Genomic DNA, 15704 nt, shown 5'->3' on the forward strand with positions numbered 1-15704 from the left:
GGCCGGGGACAGGCGCATGCGCCTGTCCCCGATCCCGCTATTTGGGCGCCGGCCCCGTCGAGGCTCGCACCATCAGCTCGAACGGCACCAGGGTGTTGCCGGCGATCCGCTTCTCGCCCGCCGCGCTGGCGCAAATCAGCATGTCGGCGGCCTTCTCGGCCATCTTGGCCACCGGCTGGCGCACCGCCGTCAGGGACGGCGTGCTCAGCCGCACCCCGATCGTGTCGTCATAGCTGAGGATCGACAGATCGCCCGGCACGGCCAGGCCGCGCGCCTGGGCGACGCTGACCACGCCCAGCGCCATCTGGTCGTTGGAGGCCATGATCGCGGTCGGCGGCTCGAGCAGGTCCAGCAACGCCTCGGCTCCCGCCACCCCGGCCTCGAACGTGAAGTCGCCCTTGTAGATCCGTGCGTCCGGCACGGGCAGCCCCGCCGCCGCCATGGTCGCCTGGAAGGTCTCGACCCGCAGGATCGAGGACGAGAACCTGTAATCGCCGGCGATCATGCCGATGCGCTTGTGGCCCAGGCCCAGCAGGTGCTTGGTCGCCTGTCGGGCGGCGGCGCGGTCGTCCATGTAGACCCGCGGCCCCTGCCCGCGCACCGGAGTGTTCAGGCGGACGAACGGGATGCTTCGCTTTTTCAGGGCGCCCAGCACCGCCGGGTTCTCGCAGTTGGGCGGCGTCAGGATCACGCCGTCGGGCTGCAGCGACGACAGCACCGCCGTGATCTGCCGCTCCAACTGGTCCGACTCGCGGTCGACCAGCTCGAACATCAGGTGGTAGCCCGACTGCTCGCAGCGCAGCATGGCGCCGTACAGCATCTGGTCGATCCACTCGTTGCCGCGCTCGCTGCGCCAGTTGTCCAGAGTCAGGCGGCGATCGTTGAAGGCGACCAGCAGGTAGGAACGCGAGCCGGCCATGGTCCGCGCGGCCTTGCTGGGACTGTAGCCAAGCTTCTCGACCGCCGCGAGCACCCGCGCCTTCAGGTCCGGCGTGACATTGGGCTCGTCGTTGAGCACCCGCGACACCGTCTTGACCGACACGCGCGCCTTTTCGGCGACATGGATGATCGTGGCCGGCCGCTTCGCCATTCAGAATCCTGCTTCCCCCCGGTTCGAACGACCGTAACCGGCGTGAAACATTCTGTCTGCCCCCAACGCCTTGACGACAATGGGAGCGGTATCATTTAAGACCCGAACCGAATTCGAACCACCCCTTCCGAACCACGAGGAACGCGCCTTTGTCCATTACCGGTGAACTTCTGATCGACGGCGGCGCCCGCCCCGGAGCCGGCGGCTCGATCCTCGCGGTCGATCCCAGCACGGGCGGCGCGCTGGACGTCCCCTTCGGCGGCGCGACGAAAGCAGACCTCGACGATGCCTGCGCCCTGGCGGCGGCGGCTTTCGGCCCCTACCGCGCCACCTTGCCCGAACAGCGCGCCGTGTTCCTGGAAACCATCGCCGCCAAGATCGAGGCGATCGGCGACGCCCTGATCGTCCGCGCCATGGCCGAGACCGGCCTGCCCCGGGCCCGCCTGGAAGGCGAGCGCGGCCGGACCATGGGCCAGCTGAAGATGTTCGCCGGCGTGCTGCGCGACGGCGGCTGGCTGGAAGCCCGCATCGATCCGGCCCAGCCGGACCGCGCGCCCCTGCCGCGTCCGGACCTTCGCCTGCGCAACGTGCCGCTGGGCCCGGTGGCCGTGTTCGGCGCCAGCAACTTCCCGCTGGCGTTCTCGGTGGCCGGCGGCGACACCGCCTCGGCCCTCGCGGCCGGCTGCCCGGTGGTGGTCAAGGCCCACCCCGCCCACCCCGGCACCTCGGAACTGGTCGGTCGCGCCGTCCAGGACGCCGTCAAGGCGTGCGGCCTGCCGTCGGGCGTCTTCGCCCTGCTGCACGACGCCGGCATCGAGATCTCGCAAGGCCTGGTCGCCGACAACCGCATCAAGGCCGCCGGCTTCACCGGTTCGCGCCGCGCGGGTCTGGCCCTGCTGGCCATCGCTCAGGGCCGTCCCGAGCCGATCCCGTTCTACGCCGAGATGAGCAGCATCAACCCGGTCCTGCTCCTGCCCAACGCCCTGAAGGCGCGCGGCGCGGCCATCGCGCCGGACTTCGTCGCCGCCCTGACCCAGGGCGCGGGCCAGTTCTGCACCAATCCCGGCCTGATCCTGGGCATCGACGGTCCCGAGCTGGACGCCTTCCTGGCGGCCACCGCCGAGGTCATCGCCAAGGCCCCGGCCGGTCAGATGCTGACCCCCGGCATCTGCAAGGCCTACACCGGCGGCGTGAAGGCGCTGGCCGAGACCTCGGGCGTCACCGAAGTGGCCCACGGCCTGGACGGCGGCCACGGCCAAGGCCGTGCGACGCTGTTCTCGGTCGACGCCGCGACCTTCCTGACGACCCCGCATCTGCAGGACGAAGTGTTCGGCGCCGCCTCGCTGGTGGTCCGCGCCAAGGACCTGGCCCAGCTGATCCAGGTTCTGGCCGCCCTGGAAGGCCAACTGACCATCGCCGTGCACATGGACGAGGCCGACACCGACCTGGCCCGCGCCCTGCTGCCGACCCTGGAGCTGAAGGCCGGCCGCGTGCTGGTCAACGGCTTCGGCACCGGTGTCGAGGTCGGCCACGCCATGGTCCACGGCGGTCCGTTCCCGTCGACCTCGGACAGCCGCTCGACCTCGGTCGGCTCGCTGGCCATCTTCCGCTTCCTGCGCCCGGTCTCGTACCAGAACTTGCCGGCGGCCCTGCTGCCCGTGGAACTGCAGGACGGCAACCCGCTGGGCATCGCCCGCCGGGTGGACGGCAAGATCGTGCTGGGCTAGCCGTTCGTACTTAGGCCCTCCCCCTGTGGGGGAGGTGTCGGCGAAGCCGACGGTAGGGGGAGTGATCGGCCGTCGGCCGCACCCCGGATCGACGATCTCAAAAACGCCCCCCACCGGCCTTCGGCCGCCTCCCCCACAGGGGGAGGACCTAGCTAGGCGGCCCGTAGCCCCCGCCGCCCGGCGTCTCGATCACGATCGCATCCCCCGCCGCGACCTCGACCGCGTCGGTCGCGCCCAGCGCCAACACCGAACCGTCCGCCCGCTCGACCCGCGCCTTGCCGAGCGCGCCAGCCTCACCGCCGGCCAGCCCGAACGGCGCCACGCGCCGTCGGTTGGACAGCAGCGTCGCCGTCATCGGCTCGAGGAAGCCGATCTTCCGCACGACGCCGTCGCCACCGCGATGCGCGCCCGTCCCGCCCGAGCCGCGCCGGATCGAGAAGGCCTCGACCAGCACTGGATAACGGCTCTCCAGCACCTCCGGATCGGTCAGGCGGCTGTTGGTCATGTGGGTTTGGACCGCGTCGGCGCCGTCGAAATCGGGCCCCGCCCCCGCGCCGCCGCAGATGGTCTCGTAGTACTGCCGCCGCTCGTCGCCGAAGGTGAAGTTATTCATCGTCCCCTGGGCCGCGGCCATCACGCCCAGCGCGCCGTAGAGGGCGTCGACCACCACCTGGCTGGTCTCGACATTGCCGGCCACCACCGCCGCCGGATAACGCGGCCGCAGCATCGAGCCCTCGGGGATCACCAGCTCGACCGGCCGCAGACAGCCGTCGTTCATCGGAATCTCGTCGTCGACCAGGGTGCGGAACACGTACAGCGCCGCCGCCCGGCAGATCGAGGCCGGAGCGTTGAAATTGGTCGGGACCTGGTCGCTGGTGCCGGTGAAGTCGACCCGCGCCGTGCGGGCCGCGCGATCGACGGTGATCGCCACCTTCACCACCGAGCCGTCGTCCAGTTCATAGGCGAAGTCGCCGTCCGACAGGGTCGCCAGCACCCGCCGCACGGCCTCCTCGGCGTTGTCCTGCACGTGGGCCATATAGGCCTCGACCACCTCCTGCCCGAACTCGGCGACCAGTCCGGTCAGGCTCTCGGCTCCACGTGCGCAAGCCGCCACCTGGGCCTTGAGGTCGCCGATGTTCTGGTCGGGATTGCGGGCTGGCCATTCGCCCGAGGCAAGCAGGGTTCGGACCTCGGCTTCCAGGAACCGCCCGCCCTCGACCAGCAGGAAGTTCTCGATCAGCACCCCCTCCTCCTCGACCGTGCGGCTGTTGGGCGGCATCGAACCTGGGGTAATGCCCCCGATGTCCCCCTGGTGGCCGCGCGCTGCGACGTAGAAGGCCAGCACGCCGGCCGCGTCGAACACCGGCATGACCACCGTCACGTCCGGCAGGTGGGTGCCGCCGTTGTAGGGGGCGTTGAGCATGTAGACGTCGCCGGGCTTCAGACCCCGGCCGTCGTGCAGCCGTCCGTCGCGGATCGCCCGCACGCTGTCGCCCATCGAGCCCAGGTGCACCGGCATGTGCGGGGCGTTGGCGATCAGGTTCCCGTCGCGGTCGAACAGGGCGCAGGAGAAGTCCAGCCGCTCCTTGATATTGACCGAGTAGGCGGTGTTCTGCAGGGCGAAGCCCATCTCCTCGGCCACGGCCATGAACAGGTTGTTGAACACCTCCAGCATCACCGGATCGGCCTTGGTCCCAGCCGCCTGACGCGGGGCCAGGGCCGCGACGCGGTCGATGATCAGGTTCAGATGGCGGTCGACCGTGGCGCGCCAACCAGGCTCGATCACCGTGGTGCCGGTGTCCTCGCGCACGATGGCCGGCCCGGCCACCTCGCCGCCGATCGGCAGGGCGGCGCGGTCGAAGACCGGCGTGGCGTGCTCGGCGCCGGCCATGCGCACGGTCAGGGTCGCCAGGGGTTCGGGCTTGGAGTCCGCGCCGAAGCCCAGGTCCGGCGCCTCACCCGCGTAGGCATGGCCGATGGCCTCCACGGCCAGGGCCTCGACGACCAAGGCGGTGCTCGGCGAGACGAAGCCGAACCGCCGTTGGTGCAGGGTTTCGAACCCCTCGCGCACGGCTTCGACGTCGCCGAGCGGCACGCGCAGCGGCGTGTCGGTTCCGGCGTACTTGACCAGCAAGCTGGCGATCGTCTCGACACGGATCAACGGCACATTCTGGCCGCGCAAAGCCGCTTCCGCCTCGCCGGTCAGGACCTCCGCGCGGGCGGCCAGGTCGGCGGCGGCGTCGTTGAGCGGCTGCTCGACTGTCGCCTCGCGCAGCGTCCGCAAATCAGCCAGACCCATGCCGTAGGCGCTGAGCACCCCGGCGAACGGGTGGATCATCACCTCGGTCATGCCCAGAGCGTCGGCCACCAGGCAGGCGTGCTGGCCGCCCGCCCCGCCGAAACAGGCCAGGACGTACTTGGTGACGTCATAGCCGCGCTGGATCGAGATCTGCCGCACGGCCTTGGCCATGTTCTCCACGGCGATGGTCACGAAGCCCTCGGCGATCTGGACCGGCGTCATGGCCTTGCCGGTGGCCGCCAGGATCTCGGCGGCCAGGGTCTCGAACTTGGCCGCGACCACGTCGCGATCCAGCGGTTGGTCGGCGTTGGGTCCGAACACCGCCGGGAAAAAGTCCGGCGACAGTTTGCCCAGCATGACGTTGCAGTCGGTCACCGTCAGCGGCCCGCCGCGCCGGTAACAGGCCGGACCGGGATTGGCGCCGGCCGAAGCCGGGCCGACGCGGAACCGTGCTCCGTCGAACGAACAGATCGAGCCGCCGCCGGCCGCCACGGTGTGGATGTTCATCATCGGGGCGCGCATTCGAACGCCCGCCACCACCGTCTCGTAGGCGCGCTCGTACTCGCCGGCGAAGTGGCAGACGTCGGTCGAGGTGCCGCCCATGTCGAAGCCGATCACCCGCTCGAACCCGGCCTGGGCGGCGGTCTTGGCCATGCCGACCACTCCGCCGGCCGGGCCGGACAGGATCGCGTCCTTGCCCCGGAAGGCATGGGCGTCGGTCAGACCGCCGTTCGACTGCATGAACAGCAGCCGGGTTTCGCGCCCCCCATCTTTCGCTTCAAGAGCGTCGGCGACCTTGTCGACATAGCGTCGCAGGATCGGCGACAGGTAGGCGTCGACCACCGTGGTGTCGCCACGTCCGACCAGCTTCATCAGCGGGCTGACCTCGTGGCTGACCGACACCTGGGCGAAGCCGACCTCGCGGGCGATCGCCGCCACCCGCGCCTCGTGGTCGGTGAAGCGGAAGCCGTGCAGCAGCACGATGGCCACGGCGCGGAAGCCGGCGTCGAAGGCGGCTTGCAGACCGGCGCGGGCGGCCCCCTCGTTCAGCGAACGCAGCACCGCGCCCTCGACGCTGATCCGCTCGTCGATCTCGACCACGCGCGTGTAGAGGGCCTCGGGCTTGACGATATGGCGGTCGAACAGCTTAGGCCGCGCCTGGTAGCCGATCCGCAGGGCGTCGGCGTGGCCCTGGGTGATCACCAGGACGGTGGGTTCGCCCTGGCGTTCGAGCAGGGCGTTGGTGGCGACGGTGGTGCCCATCTTGACCGCGTCGATGGCGCTCTGGCCGTCGAGCAGGGTCCGTACGCCGGCCACGGCGGCGTCTTCGTATTGTTCGGGATTCTCGGAGAGCAGTTTGTGGGTCAGCAGGGTCCCGTCGGGACGCCGCGCGACGATGTCGGTGAAGGTGCCGCCGCGATCGATCCAGAACTCCCAGCCGCGCTCGGTCATCAAGGTTCCCTTCGTGCAGGACCCTTGTGGCGCTGAGGCCCGTCCGCATCAAGAGCGGGCGGGCCTCGTCGGGTCAAAGCACGTGGAACAGGTACAGCAACAGGATGATCGGCAGCGGGATGCCCAGCAGCCAGAGGAAAACACCTTTCATCGGAACCTCCTAGATGCTGGTGACCACGACGCGGGCGCGCCGGAACCAGACGGGGTGGCGGGCGCCGAGGCGGCCGCCGGCGACGGCGCCGATCGCGCCCAGGACCATGGTCGCCACGCCCCACCAAGCCAGGCTGGCGGTGGCGTCGCCAGCCTGCTCGGCCGCGGCCTTGGCGTCGGCGTCGCTGATCCGATCGTCCGGACCCGAGGCTTCGTCGGCGGCCGTGGCGTAGGCCTCGACCGCCGCGTCGCCGCCGTGCAGGATGCCGCCGACGCTGCTGCCCAGGCCCGCGAAGGCCAGGACGAAGGCGACGCCCCAGACCGCCAGGCCCTGGAACAGGCCCCGGTGATGATCGGGATATTTGGCGGCGCGGGCGGCGATGTAGGCGCCGACCTGCAGAGCCACGGCGTTGGAGAACGCCACCCACAGGCCGCCGCCGATCGTCAGGGCCTTGGCGTCGCCGCTGTCCATGGTCCAAGGGTTGGCGGCGGTCGCGCCGATGGCCAGGCCCAGCATGTTGAGCAAGGCTCCCAACGCGATGGCCACCGCCACGCCCGCGATCACCGCGCCCCATGAGATCAGCGGGTGCGCGTAGACGTCTTCATGAAATTCCGATGGCGATAGGTCGCTCATCTTCCGTCCTCCCACAGTTCAGATGCGGGAGAACGGAGAGAGCGGGATTTCGGTTGCGTCAGGTGCGGAAGGCCTCGAGACCGGCCCAGACCCCAAGACCCAGGAAGATCAGCGCCGCGCCCAGGCGGACGTATTTCAGCGGCACGATCCTGGTCGCCGCCTCGCCCAGGTACACGGCCGGGATGTTGGCCGCCATCATGCCCAGGGTGGTGCCGGCCGCGACCCAGAGCACGTCGTGGAAGCGCGCGCCCAAAGCCACCGTGGCGATCTGGGTCTTGTCGCCCATCTCGACCAGGAAGAAGGCGATGGTGGTGGTCAGGAACACGCCGTAGCGGCCCCTGCCGCCGGGCATGTCATCGTCGGCCTTGTCGGGGATCAGGGCCCAGGCGGCCATGGCGATGAACGAAATGGCGATCGCCCACTTGAACCAGACGCCGCCGAAGAAGCCCGAGGCCAGCGAGCCGGCCAGGGCCGCCAGGGCGTGGTTGGCCAGGGTGGCGACCAAGATGCCCAGGATGATCGGCACGGGCTTCTTGAAGCGGGTGGCCAGGATGATGGCCAGCAGCTGGGTCTTGTCGCCGATCTCGGCGATGGCCACCACGAGGGCCGAAACGAGCAGGGATTCCATGATCTAAAAACACCGTCCGGGCCGAGCGCGCGCCAATAGCATCGGAGACCCCGCCCAGCCCGGAACGGAAACCGACGCCATTGGTCTCGCCGCGGAAGCTGGTGGCTTCCTTCACCCGCGCCATGCCCCTTCCACTCAAGAAAGAAAGGCAAGTGTGTTGACGACGGGCCCCGCTGACAGGCGCGGGCGGCTACTCCCCAAAGGTGGCGGCTGAGTAGCGGCATGCGCGGGTGGGGTCAACCGCCATGCCGCCACTGCGACGAAAAGGGATCAGACGGCCGCCGGCGGGTCGAACCTCATGACCTGGATCGACACGCGCACCTTGCCGCCGGTGAAGCTCCCGCCGGCCGCGGTGATCACCACCGGCGTGTCGGCGTAGTAGGCCGTCGGTCCGACCACCCCGACATTGCTGGCGTTCTTGGCCACGCCCAGCGACGCGCCGAACTTGCCCGTGTCGCCGGCCACGCCGCAGCTGTACGAGGTCGCCCCGGTGATCGCCACGCTGGTGCGGGTCGACACGCCCAGCACGACGGCGCGGCTGGGGATCGCCACGCTGGTGGCGACCGACGCGCCCGACAACGTCACCTCCTGTTCGAGGATCTCGAACCGGATGGCGGCGAAGAACGGCGAACGGGCGGCCGTCAGGTTCTTGAAGGTGGAGGACAGCGGGGTCCAGTTCTCGCCGTCGTGGATCAGGGCCAGGCCCTCGTCGATGATCCAGGCCAGCCAGCCGGCCGAGGGCGTCAGGGTCTCCCAGACCCCGTCGACATGGCGGGCCAACAGGCCGGCGGCCTTGTCGAACCACGCGGCGCCGGTCGCGCCGGCGGGCAGGATATGCATCGCCCCATCGACGGGCGAGGCCGGCTGGGCGGCGACCGTGCGGCTATGGACAGCCAGTTGGACGAGGCCGTCCAGCTTGCCGAGGGCCTCGTTGACGGTGATGTGCTTCTGGGCCTGGCCGGCGGCCACGAAGGGCAGCGACAGGCGGGGCGTGACGTCGTTGGACATGGGAGCTCCTGGAGGGTTTCAACGCCTCCAGTTTCGCCCCGCCGGGAGTCCCGGAGGACCGACGGCCGTCGGTCCCCTGCCCGTCCCCGTCTACTGGGCCGCGAAAGCCAGGCGGTGTCCGGAAGTCAGCGCGGTCTTGGCCGCCAGCTCCGCCTTGGCGTCCTCGTACTGCTCCGCGAACTTGGCCACCAGTTCGCCGGCCGACAGCACCGCGTCGATGGCGCCGACGCCCTGGCCCGAGCCCCAGATGTCGCGCCAGGCCTTGGCCTCCTGGTTGCCGCCCGAGCCGAAGTTCATGGCCGAAGGATCGCTGACCGGCAGGTTCTCGGGATCCAGGCCCGCCCGGACGATCGACTGGCGCAGATAGTTGCCGTGCACGCCGGTGAACAGGTTCGAATAGACGATGTCGTTGGCCGAGGCCTCGACGATGGTGTCCTTGTAGCCCTGGGGCGCGTTGGCTTCCTTCGTGGCGATGAAGGCCGAGCCGACATAGGCCAGGTCCGCGCCCATGGCCTGGGCGGCCAGGATCGAGCGGCCGCAGGCGATCGAGCCCGACAGCGCCACCGGCCCGTCGAACCAGGCGCGGATCTCCTGGACCAGAGCGAACGGGGACAGGGTGCCGGCGTGGCCGCCGGCGCCGGCCGCGACCGGGATCAGGCCGTCGGCGCCCTTCTCGATGGCCTTGTGGGCGTGCTTGTCGTTGATCACGTCGTGCAGGGTGATCCCGCCGTAGCTGTGGATCGCGCCGTTCAGATCCTCGCGAGCGCCCAGCGAGGTGATCACCACCGGGACCTTGTGCTTGACGCACATGGCGATGTCTTCCTCGAGCCGGTTGTTGCTCCGGTGGACGATCTGGTTGACCGCGAACGGCGCCGAGGGGGCGTCGGGATTGGCCTTGTCGTAAGCCGCCAGCTCCTCGGTGATCCGCGCCAGCCACTCGTCCAGCTGCGAGATCGGCCGCGCGTTCAGGGCCGGGAACGACCCGACGACGCCGGCCTTGCACTGGGCGATCACCAGGTCGGGGTTGCTGATGATGAACAGCGGAGACGCGATGACGGGCAGGCGCAGGCGGTCGCGCAGGATCGGCGGCAAGGCCATGGGGGACGTCTCCTTTGTGGCGGCCGCTCCGGGCCGCTCATGTAAACGGCGTTAGCTTAAACGGTCGTTCGCACCGCGCGCAAGCGCTTGACCTACCCTAGGGCACAGGCGCATCTGCTGACCAAAACAAGAAAATGCTGCAGTGCAGGAGAGAGACGCCGTGACTCAGGCGATCACGCCGCTGGCGGAAGATTTCGGTCCCCCGGACCAGGCCAAGGCCCAGGCCAGGTGGATGGCCCTGGTCGAGAGGACCCTGAAGGGCCAGGCGTTCGACGACGCGCTCGTCACCAAGACTCCCGATGGGATCGCCATCCGGCCGCTCTACACGGCGGAAGACGGCGTGGCCGTGGCGCGCGATCTGCGGGCCCGCGACGCCGACCGGCCCTGGGACCTGCGCATGCGCGCCGCCCACCCCGATCCCCGCCAGGCCGCCGCCGAGATCATGAAGGACCTGGAGGGCGGCGCGGCTTCGGCGCTGCTGGCCCTCGATCCCACCGGCGTCAACGGCGTCGCCGTCGGTTCGCTGCAGGACCTGGCCCAAGCGCTGAACGGCGTGCTGTTGGACCTCGCCCCCATCGCCCTGGACGCCGGCTTCCTGGGCCCCAAGGCCGCCGACTGGCTGGGCGGCCTGGCCAAGGCCGCGCCCAATGCGCCCCTGGCCTTCCACATGGATCCGCTGACCGCCTTCGCCCAGGCCGGCGTCAGCCCCGGTCCGATCGAGGGCCACCTGATCTCGGCGGCGACCGTCGGCGCGCGGTTGTCCCAGACCTACGCCAAGGCCAGCCTGATGCTGGCCACCGGCCGCGCGGCGCACGAGGCCGGCGGCTCCAACACCGAGGAGCTGGCGGTGATGGCCGCCAGCGCCCTGGCCTACGCCAAGGCCCTGGTCCGCGCGGGCCTGTCGATGGAAGAGGCCTTCTCGCGCATCACCCTGGGCGTCAGTCTCGACGCGGAGTACTTCACCGGCATCGCCAAGCTCAGGGCCGCCCGGGCCCTGTGGGCGCGGATCACCCAGGCTTGCGGCGTCGAGGTTCCCGCCGTCATCGAGGCCCGCTCCTCGCACCGCATGCTGACCCGGGCCGACGCCTGGACCAACCTGCTGCGCCTGACCTCCGCGGGCTTCGCCGGCGCGGTCGGCGGGGCCGACGCCGTCGTGCTGGGCGCCTTCACCGACGCGATCGGCCTGCCCACGGCCTTCGCGCGCCGCCAGGCTCGCAACACCCAGCTGGTGCTGATGGAGGAGAGTCATCTGGGCCGCGTCGCCGACCCGGCCGGCGGCGCCTGGTACCTGGACAGCCTGACCGACCAGCTGGCCCGCGCCGCCTGGGGCGGCTTCCAGGCCATCGAAGCGGCCGGCGGAATCGTCAAGGCGCTGGAGAGCGGCCTGATCAGCGACATCGTCGGCGCCACCCGCGCGGCGCAGGAAGCCGCCTTCGCCGACAAGAGCCGCAAGATCCTGGGCGTCACCGCCTTCCCCAACGCCGACGACAAGCCGGTGGAGGTCGCCACGCCCAAGGCCGCCGACTTCGCCGCCGACCCACCCAGCGTGCGTGTGCCCGGACCGGATTCCCGCTGCCCGCCCCTGACGCCCATCCGGTTCTCGGCCGCCTTCGAGGGAGCGCAAGCATGAGCCAGTTCCCCGACTTCAAGGACGTCGCCTTCGCGGCGGGAACGACGACCGCCGCCCCCGACGGCGCGGTCTGGACGACGCCCGAAGGCGTCGACGTGCCTCCGGCCTTCACCGCCGACGACACGGCCGGCCTGGACTTCACCGACGGCTATCCCGGCGTCGCGCCCTATCTGCGCGGCCCCTATCCGACCATGTACGTGACCAACCCGTGGACGGTGCGGCAGTACGCGGGCTTCTCGACCGCCGAGGACAGCAACGCCTTTTACAGACGCAACCTGGCCGCCGGCCAGATGGGCCTGTCCGTGGCCTTCGACCTGGCCACCCACCGCGGCTATGACAGCGACCACGAGCGGGTGAAGGGCGACGTCGGCATGGCCGGCGTGGCCATCGACTCGATCCTCGACATGCGCACGCTGTTTTCCGGCATCCCGCTCGACAAGATGAGCGTGTCGATGACCATGAACGGCGCGGTGCTGCCGATCCTGGCGCTCTACATCGTCGCCGCCGAGGAGCAGGGCGTCAGCCCCGACAAGCTGTCCGGGACCATCCAGAACGACATCCTCAAGGAGTTCATGGTCCGCAATACGTATATCTATCCGCCCGGCCCCTCGATGCGGATCATCTCGGACATCTTCGCCTACACCTCGGCCAACATGCCGAAGTTCAACTCGATCTCGATCAGCGGCTACCACATGCAGGAGGCCGGGGCCTCGGCCGACCTGGAGCTGGCCTACACCCTGGCCGACGGCGTGGAGTACGCCCGGGCCGGCGTGGCGGCGGGCATGAGCATCGACACCTTCGCCCCGCGTCTGTCGTTCTTCTGGGCGATCGGCATGAACTACTTCATGGAAGTCGCGAAAATGCGCGCGGCCCGCCTGCTGTGGGCGCGGTTGATGAAGCGCGAGTTCGATCCCAAGGACGACCGCTCGCTGTCCCTGCGCACCCACAGCCAGACCTCGGGCTGGTCGCTGGCGGCGCAGGACGTGTTCAACAACGTCGCCCGCACCTGCGTCGAGGCGATGGCGGCCGTGAACGGCCAGACCCAGAGCCTGCACACCAACAGCCTGGACGAGGCCCTGGCCCTGCCCACCGACTTCTCGGCCCGGATCAGCCGCAACACCCAGCTGTTCCTGCAGATGGAGAGCGGCACCACCCGCGTCGCCGACCCCTGGGGCGGCAGCTACTACGTCGAGAAGCTGACCCACGACCTGGCGGTCCGGGCCCTGGCCCATATCGAGGAGGTCGAGGCCCTGGGCGGCATGGCCAAGGCCATCGAGCAGGGCCTGCCCAAGCTGCGCATCGAGGAGGCCGCCGCCAAGACCCAGGCCCGCATCGACAGCGGCAAGCAGAGCGTGGTCGGCGTCAACCGCTACAAGCCCGAGATCGTCGACGACATCCCGATGCTGAAGGTCGACAACAGCTCCGTGCGCAATCAGCAACTCGAGAAGCTGGCCCGCCTGAAGGCCGAGCGCGATCCGGCCAGGACCGCCGCGGCGCTGAAGGCGCTGGAGGACGGCGCGCGGGGGACCGGCAACCTGCTGGCCCTGGCCGTCGACGCGGCCCGCGCCCACGCCACGGTCGGCGAGATCAGCCTGGCCATGGAGAACGTCTTCGGCCGCCACCGCGCCACCATCCAGTCGATCCAGGGGGTCTACATGAAGGAAGCCGGCAGCGACCCGGCCGCCGCCCGGGCCAAGGCCATGGTCGAGGCGTTCGAACAGGCCGACGGCCGCCGCCCCCGCATCCTGGTCGCCAAGATGGGCCAGGACGGCCACGACCGCGGCCAGAAGGTGATCGCCACCGCCTTCGCCGACCTCGGCTTCGACGTCGACATCGGCCCGCTGTTCCAGACCCCGGCCGAGGCCGCCAAGCAGGCGGTCGAGAACGACGTCCACATCGTCGGGGCCTCGTCCCTGGCGGCGGGCCACCTGACCCTGGCTCCCGAGCTGAAGGCCGAACTGGCCCGGCAGGGTCGCCCCGACATCATGATGGTGGTCGGCGGCGTGATCCCGCCCCAGGACTTCCAGGCCCTGCGCGACGCCGGCGCCGCGGCGATCTTCCCGCCGGGCACGGTGATCGCCGAGGCGGTGATCGAGCTGCTGGACAAGCTGAACAAGCAGCTGGGCTATACCCAGGGCGAGGCGGCGTAGCAGCGCAAGCCCACGGGTTAGGTCCTCCCCCTGTGGGGGAGGCGATCGCGCAGCGATCGGTGGGGGGAGTCATCGGATCGTCGATCCGGGTTCTGACCTTCTGCCGATCACTCCCCCCACCGTCGCCCTTTGGGCGACACCTCCCCCACGGGGGGAGGACCTTGGAGGCGCGGCTTCGCCGCCTCACGCGGAAGCCCGCTGTTTCGACGAAGTCAGGCGCTTCGCGTGGAACCGTTATCCGGAAGCCTTCGGATCGCGGATTTTTAACCCGCTCCGATGGAGGCCCCCGACGGGCGGAAGGTTGACGACCCTTCCGGACCGCCTGGGCGATTTCAGCCCAGGCCTGCCGCGCCCGCCGATCCTTCGCCGCCTGGGCTTCGTCCTGCGTTGCAAGGAACCTGCCCAGGACCGTCGCGAAGGCGTCCACCGAAGGACCACCGACGAACGCTTCCCGCTCGACCACTCCCGAAAGCCGCATCGGTCGCCGTACGTGCGCCCTCCCCGTGCCTTCAGGTGGGATCATTATGGGGGAGGTTTGGAGGGTGAGGACCAAATCGGGTCGAGAAAGTTCAGGGCGTTGAAATCGCGGGAGTTTGTTGGCTATGCACCGAGCATAGATCCCTTTTTTCACCGTCATCCTCGGACTTGTTCCGAGGACCCCGCGTTCAGTCGAGCTGTCGGTTCAATGGCGGGCCGGCCCGCCACCCCACGGCCTTCGCGGCGGAGGCAGGGGTCCTCGGAACAAGTCCGAGGATGACGGACGTGGGGGGTGTTGAAAGCCCGCCCGCAGCGGCGAGGCCGCGCCTTGAAACCTTGATGGCGAGCCTGCTCTGTCGTCTGGCCGGGTCAATGACCGGCCTCCGGCCGGCCGCCCCGCGGCGGCCCTTCGGGCCGTCATTGACACGGCCAGACGACAGAGCTCCGATCCACCAAGGCTTTAAGGCGTGGCCCCATCCGGGGCGGATACTTACAGCCAGCGGTGGTCGCAACGTCCGACTAGGGTCGATTTGAACCCATCATCTCCCTGCCGAAAGCGGACATGGCATGATTTAGGGTCGACCCCAATCGCCCCCTCCAAACCCTGCACCGTCTCTTGATCACATCTCCCAAGAGACCCCGCCAAGGGACACACGGCGACGGCGCGTGATGAGGCCTCCCGACCTCAGCCGCCAAGGCCCCGCCCATGCTCCCGCCGCTCGCCCGCGAGACGACCACCTTCTCCCGCATCGTCGCCGCGATCGTCTTCGCCTTCGCCTTTCCCGCCCTGGTCCTGTCGCAGGCGATGATCTGGACCGACGACGCCACCGCCTTCGCCCAGCGCGCCGCCACCGCCGCCTCGGCGGCGATCACCGCCCTGCCGTTCGGCGCGGTGCTGGGGTGGCCCTACGTGTTCTGCGCCGCCTGCGCCTGGGCCTGCCTGCATCAGTTCGGGCGGCATCACCGAAGCCTGGCCGCCATAATCGGCGCGGCGACGGGCGTCGCGGTCGCCATCAAGCTGATCGGCCTGCAAGCGGCCGACGTCGCGCTGCTGTGGCCGCTGAGCGCCGTGCTGGGCCTGCTCACCGGCCTTGGCGTCTGGCAGATCGCCTATGGCCGCCGCCAGCGTTCGTCCGCGCCGCGCAAGGCCTCGCTGGCATGACGGCGCTTCCCCGGGTCGGCCTGGCCGCCGCCTGCGTCGCCGGCCTGCTCGCGACGACGTGGTGGGTCAGCCGGGAGCTCGAGGCCGACGCCTGCCTCGACGGAGGACACGTCTTCGACTGGCGTCACGGTCGATGCGATCTCGTGGCCCAGCGGCTTCAGGACCCTGCCCGGTGGTACGATCGCCTGTTCTGAGCGCG

At 70.0% G+C, this 15704-nt stretch carries 11 protein-coding genes; 5 read left to right on the forward strand and 6 right to left on the reverse strand.

The window, feature by feature from the left end; all coding sequences use genetic code 11:
• Positions 1-37 precede the first annotated feature (37 nt).
• Positions 38-1090, reverse strand: a complete 1053-nt coding sequence (locus ASD38_RS05915; RefSeq protein ID WP_056458515.1) for a LacI family DNA-binding transcriptional regulator — start codon at positions 1088-1090, stop codon at positions 38-40.
• Positions 1091-1239: 149 nt separating this feature from the next.
• Between ASD38_RS05915 and ASD38_RS05920 the strand changes: the two genes are divergently transcribed.
• Positions 1240-2817: an aldehyde dehydrogenase (NADP(+)) gene (locus ASD38_RS05920; RefSeq protein WP_056458518.1), complete on the forward strand. Its 1578-nt coding sequence runs from the start codon at positions 1240-1242 to the stop codon at positions 2815-2817.
• 148 nt (positions 2818-2965) lie between these two features.
• Here the strand turns inward: ASD38_RS05920 and ASD38_RS05925 are convergent, their stop codons facing one another.
• The 5 genes from ASD38_RS05925 to ASD38_RS05945 all read right to left on the reverse strand — a co-directional run bounded on the left by ASD38_RS05925 (position 2966) and on the right by ASD38_RS05945 (position 10086).
• On the reverse strand, positions 2966-6568 hold the full coding sequence (locus tag ASD38_RS05925) for a hydantoinase B/oxoprolinase family protein (protein WP_056458521.1): 3603 nt from the start codon (positions 6566-6568) through the stop codon (positions 2966-2968).
• A 160-nt stretch (positions 6569-6728) separates the two neighbouring features.
• Positions 6729-7352, reverse strand: a complete 624-nt coding sequence (locus ASD38_RS05930; RefSeq protein ID WP_056458524.1) for a hypothetical protein — start codon at positions 7350-7352, stop codon at positions 6729-6731.
• A 58-nt stretch (positions 7353-7410) separates the two neighbouring features.
• Positions 7411-7980: a TMEM165/GDT1 family protein gene (locus ASD38_RS05935; protein WP_056458527.1), complete on the reverse strand. Its 570-nt coding sequence runs from the start codon at positions 7978-7980 to the stop codon at positions 7411-7413.
• A 270-nt stretch (positions 7981-8250) separates the two neighbouring features.
• Entirely contained in the window at positions 8251-8988 is a 738-nt protein-coding gene (locus ASD38_RS05940) for a DUF2793 domain-containing protein (protein ID WP_056458530.1), read from the reverse strand.
• Between the two features lie 90 nt (positions 8989-9078).
• The gene (locus tag ASD38_RS05945) at positions 9079-10086 is read right to left on the reverse strand and encodes an NAD(P)H-dependent flavin oxidoreductase (RefSeq protein WP_056438576.1); all 1008 of its coding nucleotides are present in this window, start codon (positions 10084-10086) and stop codon (positions 9079-9081) included.
• Between the two features lie 172 nt (positions 10087-10258).
• Here ASD38_RS05945 and ASD38_RS05950 point away from each other — a divergent pair, with 172 nt between their 5' ends.
• The 4 genes from ASD38_RS05950 (at position 10259) to ASD38_RS05965 (ending at position 15699) form a co-directional block, all read left to right on the forward strand.
• Positions 10259-11716, forward strand: coding sequence for a methylmalonyl-CoA mutase family protein (locus ASD38_RS05950; RefSeq protein WP_056458700.1), 1458 nt, complete (start codon positions 10259-10261; stop codon positions 11714-11716).
• Positions 11713-13866 (forward strand): methylmalonyl-CoA mutase, encoded by a 2154-nt coding sequence (gene scpA / locus ASD38_RS05955; protein ID WP_056458533.1) that lies wholly within the window; start codon positions 11713-11715, stop codon positions 13864-13866. The genes ASD38_RS05950 and scpA overlap by 4 nt, the downstream gene beginning before the upstream one ends.
• A gap of 1183 nt (positions 13867-15049) precedes the next feature.
• Complete coding sequence (locus ASD38_RS05960; protein WP_056458536.1) at positions 15050-15505, forward strand: hypothetical protein; 456 nt, start codon at positions 15050-15052, stop codon at positions 15503-15505.
• A complete protein-coding gene (locus ASD38_RS05965) occupies positions 15502-15699 on the forward strand; it encodes a hypothetical protein (RefSeq protein ID WP_056458539.1) in 198 nt (65 codons plus the stop codon). The genes ASD38_RS05960 and ASD38_RS05965 overlap by 4 nt, the downstream gene beginning before the upstream one ends.
• Positions 15700-15704 lie beyond the last annotated feature (5 nt).

This window comes from Caulobacter sp. Root487D2Y (genome assembly GCF_001427165.1).
Classification (GTDB): domain Bacteria; phylum Pseudomonadota; class Alphaproteobacteria; order Caulobacterales; family Caulobacteraceae; genus Caulobacter.